The 19,022-nt window shown below is 37.0% G+C and carries 18 protein-coding genes and 1 CRISPR repeat array; of the genes, 9 read left to right on the top strand and 9 right to left on the bottom strand.

The window, feature by feature from the left end:
- The first annotated feature begins 25 nt into the window (after positions 1-25).
- The 4 genes from cas2 (at position 26) to ERX29_RS04775 (ending at position 4,668) form a co-directional block, all read left to right on the top strand.
- Positions 26-319, top strand: coding sequence for a CRISPR-associated endonuclease Cas2 (cas2, locus tag ERX29_RS04790; RefSeq protein WP_133443558.1), 294 nt, complete (start codon positions 26-28; stop codon positions 317-319).
- Positions 316-1,161: a hypothetical protein gene (locus ERX29_RS04785; RefSeq protein WP_133443557.1), complete on the top strand. Its 846-nt coding sequence runs from the start codon at positions 316-318 to the stop codon at positions 1,159-1,161. The genes cas2 and ERX29_RS04785 overlap by 4 nt, the downstream gene beginning before the upstream one ends.
- 84 nt (positions 1,162-1,245) lie before the next feature.
- Positions 1,246-3,581: direct repeats of the CRISPR family, unit length 36 nt; unit sequence GTTTTAGAACTATGATCTTTTAGAATGAAGTGAAAC.
- A 20-nt stretch (positions 3,582-3,601) separates the two neighbouring features.
- A complete protein-coding gene (locus ERX29_RS04780) occupies positions 3,602-4,489 on the top strand; it encodes an alpha/beta fold hydrolase (protein ID WP_133443556.1) in 888 nt (295 codons plus the stop codon).
- Positions 4,489-4,668 carry a hypothetical protein gene (locus tag ERX29_RS04775; RefSeq protein ID WP_133443555.1) on the top strand — a complete coding sequence of 60 codons (180 nt, stop codon included), beginning with the start codon at positions 4,489-4,491 and terminating at the stop codon, positions 4,666-4,668. The genes ERX29_RS04780 and ERX29_RS04775 overlap by 1 nt, the downstream gene beginning before the upstream one ends.
- Before the next feature lie 75 nt (positions 4,669-4,743).
- Here ERX29_RS04775 and ERX29_RS04770 read toward each other — a convergent pair whose 3' ends face one another.
- The 4 genes from ERX29_RS04770 to pgaC are packed head-to-tail and all read right to left on the bottom strand — an operon-like array spanning position 4,744 to position 8,126.
- Positions 4,744-5,787, bottom strand: a complete 1,044-nt coding sequence (locus ERX29_RS04770) for an acyltransferase family protein (protein WP_133443554.1) — start codon at positions 5,785-5,787, stop codon at positions 4,744-4,746.
- Positions 5,784-6,617 carry an intercellular adhesin biosynthesis polysaccharide N-deacetylase gene (gene icaB, locus ERX29_RS04765; RefSeq protein ID WP_243719977.1) on the bottom strand — a complete coding sequence of 278 codons (834 nt, stop codon included), beginning with the start codon at positions 6,615-6,617 and terminating at the stop codon, positions 5,784-5,786. The genes ERX29_RS04770 and icaB overlap by 4 nt, the downstream gene beginning before the upstream one ends.
- On the bottom strand, positions 6,604-6,921 hold the full coding sequence (gene icaD / locus ERX29_RS04760; RefSeq protein WP_133443553.1) for an intracellular adhesion protein IcaD: 318 nt from the start codon (positions 6,919-6,921) through the stop codon (positions 6,604-6,606). Before icaD ends, icaB begins: the two co-directional genes overlap by 14 nt.
- A complete protein-coding gene (gene pgaC, locus ERX29_RS04755) occupies positions 6,885-8,126 on the bottom strand; it encodes a poly-beta-1,6-N-acetyl-D-glucosamine synthase (RefSeq protein WP_133443552.1) in 1,242 nt (413 codons plus the stop codon). The genes icaD and pgaC overlap by 37 nt, the downstream gene beginning before the upstream one ends.
- A 410-nt stretch (positions 8,127-8,536) precedes the next feature.
- On the opposite strand from pgaC, the gene ERX29_RS04750 reads away from it, so the two are divergent.
- Together ERX29_RS04750 and ERX29_RS04745 are read left to right on the top strand one after the other, a co-directional pair.
- Positions 8,537-10,138: an SgrR family transcriptional regulator gene (locus ERX29_RS04750; protein ID WP_165981078.1), complete on the top strand. Its 1,602-nt coding sequence runs from the start codon at positions 8,537-8,539 to the stop codon at positions 10,136-10,138.
- Positions 10,135-11,736, top strand: a complete 1,602-nt coding sequence (locus ERX29_RS04745) for an ABC transporter substrate-binding protein (protein WP_133443550.1) — start codon at positions 10,135-10,137, stop codon at positions 11,734-11,736. The genes ERX29_RS04750 and ERX29_RS04745 overlap by 4 nt, the downstream gene beginning before the upstream one ends.
- 39 nt (positions 11,737-11,775) lie before the next feature.
- Here ERX29_RS04745 and ERX29_RS04740 read toward each other — a convergent pair whose 3' ends face one another.
- The 3 genes from ERX29_RS04740 to ERX29_RS04730 all read right to left on the bottom strand — a co-directional run bounded on the left by ERX29_RS04740 (position 11,776) and on the right by ERX29_RS04730 (position 14,940).
- Positions 11,776-13,083: a PepSY-associated TM helix domain-containing protein gene (locus ERX29_RS04740; protein WP_133443549.1), complete on the bottom strand. Its 1,308-nt coding sequence runs from the start codon at positions 13,081-13,083 to the stop codon at positions 11,776-11,778.
- 108 nt (positions 13,084-13,191) lie between these two features.
- The gene (locus ERX29_RS04735; protein WP_133443548.1) at positions 13,192-14,604 is read right to left on the bottom strand and encodes a DHA2 family efflux MFS transporter permease subunit; all 1,413 of its coding nucleotides are present in this window, start codon (positions 14,602-14,604) and stop codon (positions 13,192-13,194) included.
- 234 nt (positions 14,605-14,838) lie between these two features.
- Positions 14,839-14,940, bottom strand: a complete 102-nt coding sequence (locus ERX29_RS04730) for a type I toxin-antitoxin system Fst family toxin (protein ID WP_243719975.1) — start codon at positions 14,938-14,940, stop codon at positions 14,839-14,841.
- 131 nt (positions 14,941-15,071) lie between these two features.
- Between ERX29_RS04730 and ERX29_RS04725 the strand changes: the two genes are divergently transcribed.
- On the top strand, positions 15,072-15,719 hold the full coding sequence (locus ERX29_RS04725; protein WP_165981077.1) for a metallophosphoesterase family protein: 648 nt from the start codon (positions 15,072-15,074) through the stop codon (positions 15,717-15,719).
- A gap of 16 nt (positions 15,720-15,735) precedes the next feature.
- On the opposite strand, the gene ERX29_RS04720 is transcribed toward ERX29_RS04725, so the two are convergent.
- Both ERX29_RS04720 and ERX29_RS04715 read right to left on the bottom strand, forming a co-directional pair.
- A complete protein-coding gene (locus ERX29_RS04720; protein WP_133443546.1) occupies positions 15,736-16,890 on the bottom strand; it encodes a low temperature requirement protein A in 1,155 nt (384 codons plus the stop codon).
- 38 nt (positions 16,891-16,928) lie between these two features.
- Complete coding sequence (locus tag ERX29_RS04715; protein ID WP_133443545.1) at positions 16,929-17,159, bottom strand: hypothetical protein; 231 nt, start codon at positions 17,157-17,159, stop codon at positions 16,929-16,931.
- Positions 17,160-17,268: 109 nt separating this feature from the next.
- Here ERX29_RS04715 and ERX29_RS04710 point away from each other — a divergent pair, with 109 nt between their 5' ends.
- Together ERX29_RS04710 and ERX29_RS10965 are read left to right on the top strand one after the other, a co-directional pair.
- A complete protein-coding gene (locus tag ERX29_RS04710; RefSeq protein ID WP_165981076.1) occupies positions 17,269-18,465 on the top strand; it encodes an NAD(P)/FAD-dependent oxidoreductase in 1,197 nt (398 codons plus the stop codon).
- Positions 18,466-18,495: 30 nt separating this feature from the next.
- The gene (locus ERX29_RS10965) at positions 18,496-18,999 is read left to right on the top strand and encodes a hypothetical protein (protein WP_165981075.1); all 504 of its coding nucleotides are present in this window, start codon (positions 18,496-18,498) and stop codon (positions 18,997-18,999) included.
- The last annotated feature ends 23 nt before the right edge of the window (positions 19,000-19,022 follow it).

Here is a 19,022-nt window from a genome sequence, read left to right as displayed (position 1 = left end):
GGCGAAATATTTGAGGCTATTTGTTATGTTTGACTTACCAGTAGATACTTCAAGAGAAAGACGTGCTTATCGACATTTTGTTAAATATTTAACCAATGAGGGATACGTAAGAATTCAATATTCGATTTATAGTAAGTTAATTTTTAATAGAGGAACACTATTACATCAGATGAATAAGTTGAAAAGAGAAGTGCCACTCAACGGGACAGTTCAGACATTAACTGTGACAGAAAAGCAGTTCAGTGAAATGGCTTATCTAGTTGGAGAGGCGCCTCAAGGGATGATAGGACTTCGAACAGATCGAGTGATTGAACTATGAAGATTGCGAGCAACCTTTCGGCAGTCATTGATATTAATGAAAAGGAACTTAATGTCATAGCTTTTGAAGATACCTATCAATGCAATGAGTTTATCCGAAACTTGCTGAATTATCTTTGTTCTAAAGAAGACGGAGATGACCTGTTCAGCGAACTTATCGATGAAGATATCTCCACTGTTAATGTAAAGTCCTTTCATAGTATTGTGATTAATTGTGGCACATTGGATTTAATATCAGAAAAACAGATGAAAGATGCTTTGTTGAAAAGAATTGAGCATGATTGCATGGGTAGTGAGGATATAGGAAAAGTTTATGAAAAGATTGAACGTGAAATCGGGAGATTGACTTCACTAGTAAAAATCAATGATGAACAATATCAAATTGAGTTAGATGAAACACAATTACAATTCAAACAATTTCTAAAGTTATTTAAAATAGATGTACATAATGATTTCAGTAACTTAAATGCGGTACAAGCACGAAAAGCATGTATTGACTTGTTGATGGATAAAAAGAAGGAAAACATATTGTTCTTATTATTTCCTGAAGCAAATTTAGGCGTGAGAGATATGAAGAGTTTTCTTGATTTGGTTAGAAGTTACGATATGACAACTATAATAGTGACAAATCATCCTTATTTTATGTTAGAAGCGGATAATTTAGCTCTGAGTAAACAGAATATGACTTTATTCGATATTAATCAAGTTAGAGAAGAGTTAAAAGCAATGTTTCCTGAAGATACGATTGATGCGAAAGTCATTAAGCAAATCGCAATAAATGAATTTACTGCTAATCCTATTATTAAAGATGAAAGATACATTAAATTTATCAATGAATACTGATGATGTATAATAATAAGTAACTATACACTATACCTCACTTTCATTATAAAGCATGGTTTGAAACCTATATATTCGTTATTTGAGGTTTTAGAACTATGATCTTTTAGAATGAAGTGAAACACTTCATCAAGTATTTCCTTATACTTCTTTGTTTTAGAACTATGATCTTTTAGAATGAAGTGAAACGAAACAGATTACAAACACCGCAAATGGACTGTTTTAGAACTATGATCTTTTAGAATGAAGTGAAACTAATACGTTGATACTACCTGTTATAAAAGTGTTTTAGAACTATGATCTTTTAGAATGAAGTGAAACTGAATGAGATGCAGCTGGCTTGCGCTCTTTGTTTTAGAACTATGATCTTTTAGAATGAAGTGAAACACAGGCAGAAGACATCTATAACGAATACGCGTTTTAGAACTATGATCTTTTAGAATGAAGTGAAACAGACCTATGAAAATATATTGGACCGCTGCAGTTTTAGAACTATGATCTTTTAGAATGAAGTGAAACAAACTGATGAACAAAGTTCTGGACAGCATGTTTTAGAACTATGATCTTTTAGAATGAAGTGAAACGATCAATAGCACGCTGACCCTCTATCGAGAGTTTTAGAACTATGATCTTTTAGAATGAAGTGAAACGATGAACAGGATTTACTACGGTGTCTATAGGTTTTAGAACTATGATCTTTTAGAATGAAGTGAAACAAACACTTCTACAGGGTCGTCAAAGGCTCTGTTTTAGAACTATGATCTTTTAGAATGAAGTGAAACACCAAAATGGTGATATAGTTAATACAAGAAGTTTTAGAACTATGATCTTTTAGAATGAAGTGAAACGAGAGAATGGATTCCTGAGCATAATAATATGTTTTAGAACTATGATCTTTTAGAATGAAGTGAAACTATGAGTTTATATGAAGACACTCAATACGGGTTTTAGAACTATGATCTTTTAGAATGAAGTGAAACCAGTAACCGACACACGGCACTACCAACTGAGTTTTAGAACTATGATCTTTTAGAATGAAGTGAAACGTGGCAGGATGTTGTTCGAGTCGACCTGGTGTTTTAGAACTATGATCTTTTAGAATGAAGTGAAACAAATGTTACGAATAAACCCTTGCAACAGTTGTTTTAGAACTATGATCTTTTAGAATGAAGTGAAACACCTAGAGAAGACGATTAAGGCGATAGAGAGTTTTAGAACTATGATCTTTTAGAATGAAGTGAAACGAGGACTTGCTGATACTATGCGAATAGTGTGTTTTAGAACTATGATCTTTTAGAATGAAGTGAAACTCGCTTTAGACGTTGCATCGCCGATAATAGTTTTAGAACTATGATCTTTTAGAATGAAGTGAAACTCGAGTTCCAAGTCCACTTCATATACATAGTTTTAGAACTATGATCTTTTAGAATGAAGTGAAACATCACAGCGACAATGCGTTCACACAAACTGTTTTAGAACTATGATCTTTTAGAATGAAGTGAAACGTACCTTATGAGTTTGTAAAAGGCACATAGTTTTAGAACTATGATCTTTTAGAATGAAGTGAAACGTGCGAGCCGCGCGCTCTGTTGTGTCGAAGTTTTAGAACTATGATCTTTTAGAATGAAGTGAAACGCGCTATTTACAGGTGGTGTACTACCTAGCGTTTTAGAACTATGATCTTTTAGAATGAAGTGAAACATTTATATAATGACTGTGATCAATGATGTCGTTTTAGAACTATGATCTTTTAGAATGAAGTGAAACACCTACACCGTTCTCATCATAAGATTCTTGTTTTAGAACTATGATCTTTTAGAATGAAGTGAAACTTCTTAAAATTGTTGATGGATTAAAAAACGGTTTTAGAACTATGATCTTTTAGAATGAAGTGAAACAACGTGGAATGATGAGCCACCATTTGTCACGTTTTAGAACTATGATCTTTTAGAATGAAGTGAAACCATCTATATTGAAGCTGATAATCTCGACTTGTTTTAGAACTATGATCTTTTAGAATGAAGTGAAACTGAGGAAGGCGATATCCTGATTTACACACTGTTTTAGAACTATGATCTTTTAGAATGAAGTGAAACGCATCAATTCCAGTACAAACGTCATCAAGGGTTTTAGAACTATGATCTTTTAGAATGAAGTGAAACATTTGTCGAAGATTTTCAGCAGTCAGATAGTTTTAGAACTATGATCTTTTAGAATGAAGTGAAACTAAGCCTGACTAAATTGTGGTGCTCCTGAGTTTTAGAACTATGATCTTTTAGAATGAAGTGAAACGGATCAGGAGAAGAAGCGGATTGCGCGGGGTTTTAGAACTATGATCTTTTAGAATGAAGTGAAACAGAGGCTAACAATATTGATCTACAGGCAACGTTTTAGAACTATGATCTATTAGATTCAAATGAATTGCTGTTTAAGGAGTTTTATAATGAACAATAACTTACTAGGAGAAGGTGTAGCATACAAAGTTACCGCAGTTAATAAGCGCAAAGTAAGTTATTTCGAATCTGGCTCAAAAGATGATGCTACTATTTTACTGATACATGGTTTTGGGTCTACTGCTTTAAACTTTCTTCCTCTGATGAGAGAACTTAATCATTATCATTTAATAGCGGTTGATCTGCCAGCTAGAAGAGAAAGTTCGTTCAGTTTTGATGAAGACTTCTATCAACCAAAGAATTTAGCGCATTGGCTCCACGACTTTGTTGAGCATATTGGTTTAAGTAATTTTCACATAGCTGCTCATTCTATGGGTGCACATTATATGTTTGAATACGCTTTGTGTTATCCTGTTCTATCCTGCATTTCATTAGACGGAGGATACATTGTTCCGTCATTATTCCCGAATTATAGCTTGGAAGAAGAGCTAAACAATACGAAAGCTTACATAGAAAATCTGTTATTTGAGAATGAAGACGAATACTATAACAAGATGAAAGAGCAGGGTGAATCAGAAGAAACTGCATTAATCGACAGAAGACTGTTAGTTGAAAAAGACGGAAAATTATACTTCAATATGCCGGCTGAAGTGGCTGTTAACTATGTTAAAGGGGCATCAAATTATCCGGATTATGAGCTGCTTGAAAATATTAAAGTACCGGTATTACTGCTGAGAAGCGATTTGCCTGCAGAGTATAATGAAGTTCGAGAAAAAAGTATTGAACAGTTTCTTAAGCACTTATCAGCAGAGCTGATTGTTGTGAAAGATAGTAAACATAGTATTTACACATCGCAGAAAGAGCAGACTGCAAAATACATCAATAACTGGATGAGAAAAAATATATCATCTAAAACATTCGGTAAGGAGGTACGATAATGGCAGTACTCTTTTCAACATTAATCATATGCATCGTATTGACCGTCTTAATCGGATTGTTCTTTAACACACTGCTCAATCCTGTCGGAAAAAGAATCGCAGTTTCTAAAATCATCAGTGTAGCATTGATTATCGGCTTAGTAATCGGTGGGTTTTATTACTGGCAGCTGCACATTTAATGATATTTAATCTAATCGTTAGTCAAAATCACAGCAGAAAAACGGAAATTCCGCAAATGGGATTTCCGTTTTTTCTTATAACCGATAGGGTTGTTTACCCATCACATATTTAAAGATTGGGAACTCTTTCAACACGGATCCTATACCGATACAGCATCCGATGACGATGAGTAAGGTGATAGGGATAAAGATAAGTGTATGCCCTTGGAAGCGCTGTGTATATGAGAATATGGCATCCAGTATGATAGGATGCAATAAGTAGATGAAGAATGAATAGGCACTGACTTGCGCGACTGTGTTTGCCATGAATGTTTTAAATATCGTACTGAATTTAATGAGTAGTAAGAACAGACAGGCTGTGTAGAGTATCGTTGCAAAGTTGTAGCTCGTGACGTTCCAGTAGTCATGCTCTCTGCCGAATATAAATAGCAGGAAGGACAGCACTGTGCCTACTAGCAGCAATGTAAGATGTTTCTCAAGGAATTCTAGAATTGCATCATAGTTCAGTCCGATATATGATCCGATGAAGTAATAGCTGATCCAGCCGAGTATGAATGTATTGAAACTGATTGGATAATGCGCATCCATGAATGTTTTCACAGGTTCAACAAACTCATAAGCGTATAAATAAACGGCATTGACGATAATGGATAGTATCAGTGCTAACTTAGAACCGAGTATTGCAGGATTGATCTTATAGATAAGATAGTTCAGCAGATAGAACTGCATGATGACGATTACGAAATAGCCATACCAGTTGCCAAGGATGATGTTCTCATAAAACTGTGACATGAACGATATGTTTCTGTCTTCACTTTCACTGTAACTATAGAACATTCCCATCACTAGATAGGGAAGCAATATAAACTGGACACGAGAGATTAAGTAATTTCTTGGCAGTGTTTCTTTGTAATTCAACGTGACTAATAGCTGTGAAAGAATGATGAAACCTGGTGTTCCGACAATTACAATCATTCTGATCCAGTAGAGGACTTTAATTTGAAAGTCATCAGGTTCGTTGGAAACAGCATATTCTGTCAATATGTGAGTTGTGATAATCAGCATACAGAGGAATACCCTTAAATAATTCAGCTCGATACGGCGAGGTTTTACGCTCATTTGAATCCCTCCCATTTCTTGACAACTTCTTCAAATGAGCTGTTGTTAACTAAAATACGTGGTATTTTCATATTGTCCGTCTTCTTAGTAACGGATTGTTCCTGCAACGTAAACCCATATTTAATAGGTGTCTGTTTTAGCTCGTCTATCGTCTCGTCATTGATCTGCCCATAAGGATAAGCAATGGCTGTTACGTCTTCATTGAACTCACGGTGAAGATAATCAATACTTTTTTGAATGTCAACTTGTACTTTAGATCTGTTCTCAGGCTTCACAAAAATAGAGCCTTCTTTAGTTAGAGTATGAAGTTTGTTCGTATGCGTCGCGAATGTCCATAACCCGCTGTCTTTCATTTTCTTCAGTTCCTCTGTATCAGACATCTGCAGATTATGGAAGTTGTCATTTCCGACTTCTCCAGTAATAACGAAACCGGTTGCGGGCACATTATATTCTTTAAGCACGGGCTGTCCATATTTATATATAGAGCTGTCCATATCATCGAAGTTGATCCAGACGCATTTTGCAGGGAATTTTCCTGCTTTTTTATATTTAGTGAACTCATCTAAAGTAACGAAGTTAGCATCTTGTTCTTTCAGCCACTTTAACTGCTGACCGAGCTCCTTGTTTGTAACACTGTAATTTTTAAGCTCTTTGCTGTTTGAGAAGATCATCAGTAGAGTATCCAGCAGATTTCCTTGACGTACACGGTGATAATTGAGTGCGAGACAGGAATTCTTGTCTTTGGACATTTTCTCAGCAGCGTCAGCATGACGCACATCAATAGCTGTCAATAGAATCAGCACTATGATAAGCAGTTTAATGATTTTCAACTGATTTCCCTCGTCTCTTCACCGAATGATATGTGTAGGCAAATAACATATAGGCAGTGATAATACATAAACCGCTGAACAGCATTTTAAATAAATTTTGCAGCTCACTACGCTCTACATTTAATATCGTTCTGATTAACTGCATCAAATGTGTTTCTATGCCGAGGAGCGCTGCACCAAATATAACAAATACAATCATGCAATACGCCCATAATATTAATGAGCAAATAAATAGGATTGTTTCCCTTAAGATATTTAACTTTGATTTTACGACTGGATATTCCCTCTGTCCGGACTTGACCATGTGGCAAACGCTCCTTTCTTACGCTTCATTGCTTTTGGTAACGCGAATATAACAACGAGTGCGTTAATGAACCAGTAAAATGTTGGATACCAGCTTAAAAAGAAGATGTAGATCCAATTTTTACGCTCATATTTTGAATCGATAAATAGAGCGACAGAAAACTGAATAATATTAGTGAATGTCAGCAGGAACGACGATAGCAGGAACAACGTGAACTGATATTCATAATAATAGAAATCAAGAAAGTTGATGTTTAGCAATGAGAGAAATAGCAGTAGTAAGATGCTGTACACCCATACGACTGAGATAATTTGTTCTATGAATAAGAACCAGAGGAAGAAGTTTGGCTTTTTAAGCATAGCTTTGAAGTCTCTAAGCAGTACTTCGTGACCACCCTGTGCCCATCTGACACGTTGTTTCCATAATCCACTGACAGTCTCTGGAACTAACATCCAGCATAAGGCACGTGGCTCATAACGAATACCGTAACCTGCGAGATGGAACTTCCACGAAACAGCGATATCTTCAGTGATCATATCAATATCCCAGTAATTTACTGCTTCCAACGCTTTTTTGTTGAAAAGTGTAAAGACACCGGAGATAGTATTTACATAACCGTTCATTGTCTGAGCCCGCTTAATACTACCGACCATACTAGCATATTCAATGGTTTGAATTTTAGCGAGCAATGAAGATTTGTTCCGGATCCGCGGATTTCCTGTCACTGCACCTAAAGTAGGATCTTTTACAAAATGATTGACCATATAATAAGGTGCATCGTCTTCTATAAGTGTGTCCGCATCAATACACATAATGTAATCGTATTTAGCGAATTTAACGGCTGTATTCAATGCTTGTGCCTTACCTTGATTTTCAGGTAAGTCAACAAATCTGAAATTGTATATTTTATTAAGCTCTTTTACTGTTTCAGATGTATTATCTGAGCTGCCATCGTTGACGATAATAATTTCCTTTTTTGGATAGGAGAGAGCTTCAAGGTTTTTTATCGTTTCTTCTATAGTATCCCCTTCATTATAACAGGGAATCATGAAAGTGATGCCTTCACTGCTGGACATGTCCTCTCCCTTTTTAAGTTTTCTTTCTATAATGAAGAAATATAATATAGATCCAACGAGATAAACCATAGACATTGTAATGGGGTAAAAAATAAGGAATCCCCATAATATATTAAGAATTAAGTGCATAATAGCCCACCTTTATAGTCGGAATTAGAATAATTAAAAAAAATTTAAATTTTAATCATCTTTTTCTCTTACGTTATGATACTAATACAACTTGTTTTGATTAAAAAGTGTCAATTTGATTCGAGATGTCATCTTTTAGATTTTTAATAAAATAAAATTTAATGAATTTTCTTATTTAATAAAAATTAATAAAAATTAATAAATTTTTAATTAAAAATATTTATTAAAAATGGCACAATTTAAAATCAAGTTACCAATTGTTATAAAAATTATACTTATTTTATTTAAATTCTTTTTTTTTGTTGTTATTCTCAGAAATTCGGGAATAGATGAAGTATTATTTAGATTAGAATAATTAAAATGTAGAATGTAGTGGAAACAGGGTGATGATAATAGACGAGAAATTATTGATGCTAAATCATTTTGTCGCCCATCATAACGGTAGTAGAGAAGATCTGGCAGAATATATGAATATATCGTCCCGGCAGCTGACTAGACTATTAAAGAAGTGGGAAGAACAGAATATTATAGAATATGTAGCAGGAGAAGGAAGAGGAAATGAATCAACCATTTTATTTAAGGTAGATGTTGAACAGCGGTTTATCAATGAATACTTAATGACTATTAATGAACGTTCAATTTCTGATATAGATGAGATATTGACATTACCATTATCCAAAAAGTCAAAGAATCTGATAACATCCGTAGTCCAGGAAACTTTGTATACTTATGATCAGAGCAATTCTATGAAACAAGGTTATATTTATACAGACACTATTAATTACATCCCCGAAAGTTTTCATCCATTGAATGAGTCGGATCATACAATTGATACTATCGTATTAAATACGATGAGTCGTTTGTATGAACTTGATAGCTACGGTAATTTAAATCCGGAACTTGTAATATACGACGAGTGGAAAGATAATACACTGATTATCCATCTATTAAGGACGATTAAATTCTCAGATGGTCGGGGACTGTTTGCAGAAGATGTAGTATGCTGTCTTAAACAGCTATTCGACCGTTCGGATGATTTCTGTAATGTCGTATCAGTTACTACTGCAGGGGTCTATACACTAGCTATCGAAATGAATCATCAGACGGATTCAATTAAATATCTTCTTTCTAATCTCGATGCTAGTATATACCGGGAAGAGCAAGGAATACTTCTGACAACCGGTCCATACTATGTAGCTAAGCAGAATGAAGAAATGATGACTTTGAGAACCAACTTCTTTCACTTCAAAGGTGAGCATGACATCAGCACACTTTATCTTGTCAGCGATCAGAAGAAGTATCAGCTGATATATCAGAATCAGCAACTAGATAATAATAAAGTCAGTAAAATGCTGACTAAAACTATGCTGTTGTTTAACCCATACAGTCGAGTCAATATTCTTCAAAGAATGTACTTGACTCACTTAATTCTAGCGTTTTTTGATAAAACAATGCAGCATGATTCTTCAGTTGAAAAGCGGCTTTTTGACAGCTATAAACACTTTATGGGCAGGCAGAACCCTTCGGAACAAGTTTTTACGAAGCCGGTCAGAATTCTCCTTCTCGGAATCAAAGATAACGAACAGCAAATGGTAGATTATTTAAAGACGCGAGGTGTGCCCGTTGAAGTGACAGAAGATGAGTTTCATACGTATATGTACACGAATCTTAATTACTATAATGTTGACATGGTTATGACTAAAGAGGTGATTCCTGCCGATTTATCATATTATCAACGTCTGAGATTCGGCAAGTTCAAGGAATGGTACTATAATCTTAAGGAAAGCCGTCAGTTGATTCGTATTTACATGGATAAACATTCCCAGTACTGGACGTACGCAGAACAACGCTATGAACGCTTCCTGGCACAACAGGCACTCGTTATTCCCATAAGTGTCACAGCAAGACAGTTCAGCTTTCCTGAGAATTTCCGCAATATCGTCATTACGCAGCAAGGACTTATCGACTATAGCAAAATCATTGTAAAGGATAATGAGCAGGTGATGGAATGATTGATAAAAGAATGCTCATCATTAAAGAATTAGCTGAACAAAAAGATTTAGACATCCATCAGTTAGGAGATATTCTCGAAATTTCTTCAAGGCAGATGTCAAGACTGCTGAAGACTTGGGAAGATCAAGACTACATAGTGTATAATCCCGGACAGGGAAGAGGAAATAAACTGAAGATAGAATTTATCAAAGATATTGAGCAGATATTGCTGTTTGAACTTCTCAATAATAGAGATACGTTAACATTAAGTGAAATAAAAGAATATTTAATGCTCCCATGGACAGAGCATGTTCGTGAGACATTGAAAATCAAATTAATGGAGCAGTATGAAGATAAGAACAATGAACTCAGTGATCTGTCAATAGTGGACTACGTGTACGAAATTCCAAAGCTCATACATCCTGCGTACTCAAAAGATCTTACCAGTGTTCATATTATGCTGCAGACTTTTGAAACGCTATATACAAAGACTGAAGAAGGAGAGTTGAAATATCAGCTGTTACGTTATGACGAATGGCAGGACAATGCACTTCATCTCTATCTCAAGAAAAACGTCTTTTTTGCTGATGGAATACTGATGACGAGTGTTCATATCAAAGATGTGCTTACCTTTCTAAAGGAAGAGAGTAATTTTCAGTACATATTCAGATTGATTAAATCAATTGATATAATAGATGATTATCATCTGGCTATTGATTTCAGACATCCGTATTTAAACATTAAGTACATGCTCGCGGAACCGTTCAGTTCAATCTATAAAAGGGAAGGACAAGTATTGATTGGCACCGGACCTTACCGTTTGCATCAGCATGATGCCCGACAAATTGTACTGAAAGTAAATCCATTTTTTCTACCGGTGTTACCCGATATTAAAACGATATATTTTCTGGAAAAAAAGTTTAATGCCAGGCAGGAGAAAATAGCGAGCTATTATAAGGAAGCTTACAATTTCTATGCCGGGAATGAATTCATACTATTCAACCCGAAGCCGGACGGGTTGTCACAAAGACAACGTCATTATATAAAGCATATTATCCTGTTGTTTTTTGACAACAATGCGGCAGCAGACAGTATGTATAAAAAAGAATGGAAGCAAATTGAAGAAGTATGGACTGGTACGATACCTTCATTTGAAAAGCCAGTGACTATGGCAGTTGATGAATTGTCAAGTGAACATATGAAGCTGGTTGAACAGGCATTGACCCTGGCCAATGTGCCTGTTAAGCGTATTGACTTTAAGCACATGGAGTTTATTCAGAGTCATCTTACTGATATGGATGCAGATTTTGTATGGCTGGATGAATACTATCATCAATCGCAGCCTTTAAAAACAATCAATCTGCTGACCTATAGCAAGTTTAAAGAATGGTATCAGCCACTTAAGAAGTCGAAGAAATTTCTGAACATGAGTAAAAATCTATCATTTCATGAATTTAAAAATTCAGCGGAAAAATATATGACTGATTTAATCGAAGAAGATTATTTCATCCCACTCTATGAAAAACGGCGATTGTTTTTCCTGCCTGAAGGATTGAAGAATGTTGAAAATCAGCATTACGGCACATTGAAATACCATAAGATCATCATAGCTAAATAAAAGGCAGGACATCAATAAATTATATGATGTCCTGCCTTTTTAAATTTGCTGATTTTTACTTCTGTGCACAATCAATCTGCTGATTTCGATAGCTGCGATGACTAATAATGACCAGCCGAATAATGGCATAGCCACTCCTAGCAGTATCATCAAGCAGGCGAATATTAAAAAAGGCACTTGGAAGGGTTGAGTAGCTGGAGCTGATAATTGCCTGGGTACTTTTCTCATCAAATAAATTTTAATGCCATAATAGGCAGTTACCAGTACTGCTGCTGCCACTATCAGGTTGAGCAGCTTATTCGCAAGTCCGAACAAATGACCTTCGTGAAGCGGTATTGCAACAGAAATTAATTTAGCGATAATTCCGTAATCTGTAAAGTCATATATCGCGAGTTTCATTCCAGAGTACTGATCAAGATGAACTGTTCTCTCATCGAGTGGACTTGTGTCAAGACCGGTGACACCTGTGCTGCTATTGACCGACAGAATATAAGTTCCTTGATCATCCATCGGCACAGTGATGGAATAAGGCTGTTTAAACCCTTCTTCTTCGGCGATACTAATGATTTGTGTGATGGACAAACGTTTGCCGTGAGCAGCTGTTGAATCAGTATGTTCATTTCTAGTCGCCCACGGGATTTCATTGCCGGAAACTGGTGCAATTTTCTCAGCCTCGGGATAACCGAGTTTCGTGTGACTCACCGCAAAGCCATAAATTTTATCACCCATATACCCTGACCACGGAAGTCCGGATAAGATAATCAGTGTGAGTGGTATAGCGATGACAGTACCGATCACTGCATGTAGTTTTGCTTTATTTTTTCGCTTTATAGGGGACTTGGACTGAGTTAAATATTTTTTGTAAAAAGTCATGAACAGTCCACTTATGACTAGAAATAATGTCCAGCACGCTGCAAGTTCTACCATATAGTTAACTACTGTATTTCCAGTCAGCAGGCTGGAGTGAAAGGCTCTTGTCACGTTAGAAAACAATTGATTGGGATTAATAGCAGCCTGTATTTGGTTATGATGATCGAGATAGACAATTTTACTTCCATCGTCAGGTCCCATTAATGTGACACGAGTATTGTAGTCTTTTTCCGGGAAACTGACTTTCATGACATGCCATCCTGGATACTTCATGGCGATATCAGAAAAACCGTCATCAAGCGACTGCTGTGGTTTTCCTGTCTGACCGAACAATTCATGGTCATTTATTACATGCTCTACTTCCGGAAAAAATAAGTATAAAATACCGCTGATGCTTAATGTGATAAGTAGTGGCGCAATAAATAATGCGGCATAAAAATGCCAGCGCCAGAATACATTGTTGAAGTATTTCGCCATTGATGTTGACTCCTTAATTTACAATCTTAGAAAATCGTAACATAAAGAAGTCAGTTAAATAGATAAACATTGTGAAAAATAAAAGAATTTATGACGGACAACGGGGTGTTATACTGCCGTTCTTTTCAGAAAGGATGTCAACACGAATGAAATGAACATAATGGACGTAGCAATAACGAATGAAAAGTTTATTCCGTCAAGAGTTGCCTGGTTAGTCAGCTGTTCTACATTTTCACGGCCGGATTCTCCGATCAGCTCCTGCAGTCTTGTATGCGTATAATTCTGCATTAACGTAATTAGAAGTGCTGTTCCGACAGCTCCCGACACTTGGTTCAGCATCGAATTCATAGCAGAGCCATGCGGCATTAATCGGTTGGGCAGTGAATTGAGGCCGTTTGTCATGACTGGTGTCATCACTAAAGACATTCCGAATGCGCGGATAGAATAAATAATAATGATATTAAAATAGGATGTTTCGAAGCTCAGTCTACTGAACAAAAATGTAGTGACTGTAGTAATCAGTAAACCGGAAACAGCAAGTTTTCTCGGACCAAGCATATCGAATAACTTTCCTGATATCGGACTCATGAGACCCATGATAATGGCACCTGGGAGCAGCAGCAAACCTGTGTCGATTGGACTGAATGATCTTAAGTTCTGCAGATAAATAGGCATCAGCATCATACCTGAGAAAAGAGCCATATTCAATGTGCCGACGATAAGTGATGCCAGCATGAACATCCGGTATTCATAGACTCTGAAATTCAGCATCGGTTTTTCCAGTTGCAGTTGGCGTCTGACATAATAGAATAATGTAATGAAACCGATCATAATAAAGAGTATGACGCCGGGTTGAAGCCAGCCTTTATTTCCGGCAGCACTGAAACCGTATAAAATTCCACCGAACGCAATTGTGGAAAGGATGATAGACAATACATCGATTTTTATAGATGTCGTATCAGTATTTTTAGGAAGCCGAACATAAGCGACAATGAGTACGAGTAATATAATAGGTACAATCATGTAAAATAAGTAATGCCAGCTGTAGTATTGAACGACAAATCCTGACAACGTAGGACCGATAGCTGGTGCGAAAAATAAGACTAAAGTAAATATCCCCATAGCAGTACCGCGTTGTCTTGGTGGAAAACTTGTCATCATGATATTCATAAGCAGCGGCATCATAATAGCTGCGCCTGCTGCCTGCACCATGCGTCCTATAATAAGTACTGTAAATATAGGAGAAAAGCCGGCAATGATTGTTCCCATGAGGAATAACAGCATAGCAGTCAGAAACAACTGTCTGGCAGTAAAACGCTGCATAAGAAACGCCGTTGTCGGGATGACGATGCCATTGACAAGCATATATCCTGTAGTAACCCACTGAACTGTTGCAGTAGTGACATTAAAATCCTTCATAATGGAAGGAAGTGCTACGTTAAGAAACGTATTGGAAAGAAATGCGATGAATGCTCCGGACATGAGCACCGCAATGAGTTGATAGTCTGGTTTTTTTTCCATAGATGTATCCTTTCTCCTGACATTATTTTTTCGTATCTTGTTTCAATAGTAACAAATTATGAGATAAATAACTTTTCAGCAAATCGGGTAAGGAATAATAGGGGAATTTGAAAGTAAAATGACATGACCGCTGTTTTTATGATATAATATAGCCGAACAGGATTCATTCAGATAACACCAAATCCCAGGTCGAGTGCGAGTCGACCTGGGATTTTTACGGCGTTGTCGTCAATATTACTCATCTTTATTTCGGTGGTTCAGCCAGTAACCGAAATATGTGATGATAATCCCGCTGAACAGAGCGGGAACCAATCGAACAAGGATTTCATCCATCATAACACCTCCTCCCGCAGGATATTCAACCAGCGAGGGTGACGACATATTCATTATAACATAAAACAGAACACATGTTCGCATAAAATGGCGTGATTTTAATGTTATATTTTAATAAAAAGGCGGATTTACGAATGAATTACTATATTATAGGTGATGTCCATGGCTGTTATCATACTTTGAAAAAAATTCTTAACCACTGGAATCCTGACGATGAACAATTGATATTTGTCGGAGATTATATTAATAAAGGCAGACATTCAGGAAAAGTAGTAAAGTACATCAGAGAACTGCAGCAGAAATATCCAGACACTATATGCATTAAAGGTAATCATGAATATCAGATGGTAAAGTATATTGAAGACGAGACACCATATAAAGATATGAAAGAAAACTACAGCAATACATTGAAAAAGTATGATCTAAAGGATAAACAGCGTGATGATGTCACATGGATGAAAAGGCTCCCTTTGTTCCATGAGAATCAAGTGATCTATGTATCGCATGCCGGCGTTAATTTTCTTGGTGTCAGAAAGTTTAAGGAAGACTCATGGTGGAGTGTTTTAAGATATAGGGGTAAGTTAAGACGTATGAAAAAACTTCAGGTCATTGGTCACACTCCGACATTAACAGAGCGGCCGGAATTCACTGAGAAATTTCACAGTTTGAACATTGATAGCGGTGCCGGTAATTTTGCGAACATGTCAGCAGTGCTCATCGATGCAAATGGTCAACTGCTTAACACATTCACTGAAGAAGTAGATAAAGACGACCGCCCATAAATAGGCAGTCGTCATTTTATTCATCTTGTGGATATTTTGTCCGGTAAATATAGCGGTAGACGAAAAATATAGTTGTTGTGACGATGGCAGTTGAAATAGGTAGTGTATAAGGCGCATTTCTCAGCAAGTATTCGACAGTGAAGCCAGCGATTAATATGCCTGATACAATCAATATTAAATGCTTGTCATGCTTAAATTCTTCGTGAGAATAATTAAGTGTGAGCAGCAGTCCTGTAAAATAACAGGCAAGAGCGCCGTACATCAACTGAACTTTAAACATATTGGTGACGTCGTTATTAGCATCGAGTACAAGTGATGCATTGACCATTCCGAGACCTATCAGAATGAAGAAATGGGCAATTGTTAAAGTCATACCGGAAGCGTAGCGGTCATAGCTGATCAGTCTATTGGTCTTCATCCAGTAGCTGCCGAATAATGTGATGATAATCAAAAATAGTAAGCCATCGGTAAACTTGATATCATCCAGTTTGAAAATTTTTGTCAGTCCGATAATTGTTTCCCCAAACATAATGATTGTCAGCAGCGTATAACGTTCAACCATATGCGGCACATTGATCGCTGACTGCTTCAATTTTTTCTTGAACGGCATCGGGAACAGACAGGCAAACAGTATAGCAAGGCCGAAGATGATATACATCCATGGCGAAGGGACTACAATTGCAATAGCTGCAAGTATGGCACTGACCAGCATGCCTGTACCGAAGATAATCGATGCGAATCTGTCTTCATCCTTGATTTTGTCAAGCAGACTCAGGAAAAACTGCAACCCGGTAGTAAAATAGAGAATTGCTATACAGACGTTAGTTGAATCAAATGTTTTTGAGAAATCTTTTGTGAGACTGATGGCGAGGAAGATGGCGATAAACATATTGAACATGAGAAAAAGAACGTCTTTTGCTCTGATGAGTCCGAACCTGTTTGTATATGTCGTCTGATATGACCATACTGAATAGAATATTAGCGTCATTACTATGTATTTCATAAAACTATCCAGTGGAATATCGCCATTTTCACCATTCAGAATCGTATGTGATATTTGTGCGATGGCATAGACATAGACGAGATCATAGAATAGCTCAGTAAGTTCAACGCTTTTTACTTCTTCTTCATGTCTGTCTGTCAGATCTTCTTCCATGAAATGTTCTTTCATCGACGACCTCCTTATAAAAAAATCAGCTTACGCTGATTTTAGAAGTGATGAATATCTTTAGGTGTCAGTTTCAAAATTCTATTAACGTTAATGGCGGAAGATTCATCGCCTTCTTTTATAGATAAAAATCCACTGGCATTACGATCGAATTTTGCAATAAAGTTGTTGAATGTAATACCTTCATTAGTTGTCAGACGTTCATAGTGGTTGATGGTAAGGCCGCCTTCCATCAATATTTCAATTTGCAGGTACTGATTACTTTCAGTCATGTTTAAAACTCCTTTTAACAATTAATTACTATTATTATTACCCTAAAAATTTCTCGATATTCATGTCTCAAAAAAGGGGTATAGGATTAAAAATAAAGGAGGCAACATGATGCTGCATAATGGAGAATTATTCTGGCCGAAGACTTACTATAATAATTATTACCCGTCACTTGACCATGAGGCAGATGGCGATATTCTCATCATTGGCGGGGGAATGAGCGGTACGATTACAGCATTTACGATGGCCCGGGCAGGTTACCGGACGATATTGATCGACAAAGGAACTGTGGCAGGAGAAAGTTCAGCTGCAAATACAGGACTGCTGCAATTTATGAGTGATAAGACGCTGGCTGATTGTATTAAGGATTTTGGAGAAAAAGAAGCGTATGAATTTTATCATCTATCGTTCCAAGGGTTGGAATATATTCGTGAATTATGTCAGCAGCTTCCGGATGATGTTGAATTTCATAATCGTAGCAGCATACTTTATGCTTCAAAAAGGCGTCATATGGCTATGCTGCGTGAAGAGTACATCGCTCTCAGAAAATTCGGCTTTCCATGTGATCTGCTGAATGGTAAGGAACTGAAAGAAACTTACGGTATTAATCGGTCAATGGGGCTTCTGACGCACTGCGATGCGGAGATTAATCCGTATGTCTTTATCAGACGACTAATAGAGAAAGCCGTGACAGAGTACGGACTTCGAGTATATGAACGGACTGAACTGCTGAACTGGCATAGCGACGGAGAAGAAGTCCGTTGTGATGTACATGATGGTCATATTACTGCCCGAAACGTTATTTATGCTGGCGGATATGCCGATAATGACTTTGTGAAGAGTATCAAGAAAAAGCAGTTCGTCCGATCATTTGCCATAGTTACTAAGCCGATTCCAGAAAATAAGTTCTGGGCAGAGAAAGCGATGATCTGGGAAACCGCAAGACCTTATCTTTATATCAGACATGTAGAAGGCAATCGTATTATTGTAGGCGGTCTTGATGACAACAATAAGCGGGTACCTTCTAAAAGGTTGATTCACAAGAAATCCCGCAAGTTAGTGCGCAAGTTTAATCAACTGTTCCCGGACATAATGATTGAAGCGGATGATTGTTATGGAGCGAGATTCGGAGAGACAAAAGACGGTAAGCCATTTATCGGAGAAGTGCCGGATATGCCGAACTGCTATATGCTGCTTGGATATGGGGGCAATGGGACGGTATATTCAGCATTTGGAGCGAAACTGCTGCTCGAAATGGTTCGTGGGGAAGAAAACCCGCAGCATGACATATTCAGATTAGATCGTTAATAGTTCTGTTTATAAGAAATGAGGAAGACTATGAAATCATCACTGCAAAAAGAAGTAAATGGACTGATGTACGGAGAAGGGGCGTCAGCTGCTGGTTTTGCGGTATTATGGATCATTACTGCTATTATTGATGAAGAGGCACGCGTGTATTTACAGCAGCCGTTATTTATAGCGCCGTTTTTGACGATCTGCATCATTCTTGCGACAGGCAGTTATTTCTGGTCGATTATGAGCCAACACATAAAAAATAGGCAAAGAGTCATACTGACTGACCAGCAGCACAGACGTTTCAGGTGGCTGCATCGACTGATTATTGCGGCCATCGTTATTTCTACAATATTTATCGCTGTTCAACTGCCTCTTAGTCGCTCAGAATTATTTCTCATTATGCTGATCTATGGATTCATGTGGCTCGAATATATCAATTACTTCCATATCAGATTATCCTATTTATCTCCCCGGGAATTCAAACAGCTTATCATACATAGAAAACCGACACGTTCACATTTATCACGGGCACTTCGGTCAAAATAGCAGTGGCTGGCCTACTGCAAAGG

Origin of the sequence: Macrococcus lamae (assembly GCF_004359545.1) — a bacterium.
GTDB lineage: Bacteria > Bacillota > Bacilli > Staphylococcales > Staphylococcaceae > Macrococcus > Macrococcus lamae.
The sequence above is the reverse complement of the archived record's forward strand: the minus strand, read 5'-3'. Positions and strand labels throughout refer to the sequence as shown.

Excerpts from the sequence above, each read along its gene's own strand:
- cas2 (WP_133443558.1), top strand. The coding sequence starts at position 26 with ATGTTTGACTTACCAGTAGATACTTCAAGAGAAAGACGTGCTTATCGA.
- ERX29_RS04785 (WP_133443557.1), top strand. The coding sequence starts at position 316 with ATGAAGATTGCGAGCAACCTTTCGGCAGTCATTGATATTAATGAAAAG.
- ERX29_RS04780 (WP_133443556.1), top strand. The coding sequence starts at position 3,602 with ATGAACAATAACTTACTAGGAGAAGGTGTAGCATACAAAGTTACCGCA.
- ERX29_RS04775 (WP_133443555.1), top strand. The coding sequence starts at position 4,489 with ATGGCAGTACTCTTTTCAACATTAATCATATGCATCGTATTGACCGTC.
- ERX29_RS04770 (WP_133443554.1), bottom strand. The coding sequence starts at position 5,787 with ATGAGCGTAAAACCTCGCCGTATCGAGCTGAATTATTTAAGGGTATTC.
- icaD (WP_133443553.1), bottom strand. The coding sequence starts at position 6,921 with ATGGTCAAGTCCGGACAGAGGGAATATCCAGTCGTAAAATCAAAGTTA.
- pgaC (WP_133443552.1), bottom strand. The coding sequence starts at position 8,126 with ATGCACTTAATTCTTAATATATTATGGGGATTCCTTATTTTTTACCCC.
- ERX29_RS04750 (WP_165981078.1), top strand. The coding sequence starts at position 8,537 with ATGCTAAATCATTTTGTCGCCCATCATAACGGTAGTAGAGAAGATCTG.
- ERX29_RS04745 (WP_133443550.1), top strand. The coding sequence starts at position 10,135 with ATGATTGATAAAAGAATGCTCATCATTAAAGAATTAGCTGAACAAAAA.
- ERX29_RS04740 (WP_133443549.1), bottom strand. The coding sequence starts at position 13,083 with ATGGCGAAATACTTCAACAATGTATTCTGGCGCTGGCATTTTTATGCC.
- ERX29_RS04735 (WP_133443548.1), bottom strand. The coding sequence starts at position 14,604 with ATGGAAAAAAAACCAGACTATCAACTCATTGCGGTGCTCATGTCCGGA.
- ERX29_RS04730 (WP_243719975.1), bottom strand. The coding sequence starts at position 14,940 with ATGATGGATGAAATCCTTGTTCGATTGGTTCCCGCTCTGTTCAGCGGG.
- ERX29_RS04725 (WP_165981077.1), top strand. The coding sequence starts at position 15,072 with ATGAATTACTATATTATAGGTGATGTCCATGGCTGTTATCATACTTTG.
- ERX29_RS04720 (WP_133443546.1), bottom strand. The coding sequence starts at position 16,890 with ATGAAAGAACATTTCATGGAAGAAGATCTGACAGACAGACATGAAGAA.
- ERX29_RS04715 (WP_133443545.1), bottom strand. The coding sequence starts at position 17,159 with ATGACTGAAAGTAATCAGTACCTGCAAATTGAAATATTGATGGAAGGC.
- ERX29_RS04710 (WP_165981076.1), top strand. The coding sequence starts at position 17,269 with ATGCTGCATAATGGAGAATTATTCTGGCCGAAGACTTACTATAATAAT.
- ERX29_RS10965 (WP_165981075.1), top strand. The coding sequence starts at position 18,496 with ATGAAATCATCACTGCAAAAAGAAGTAAATGGACTGATGTACGGAGAA.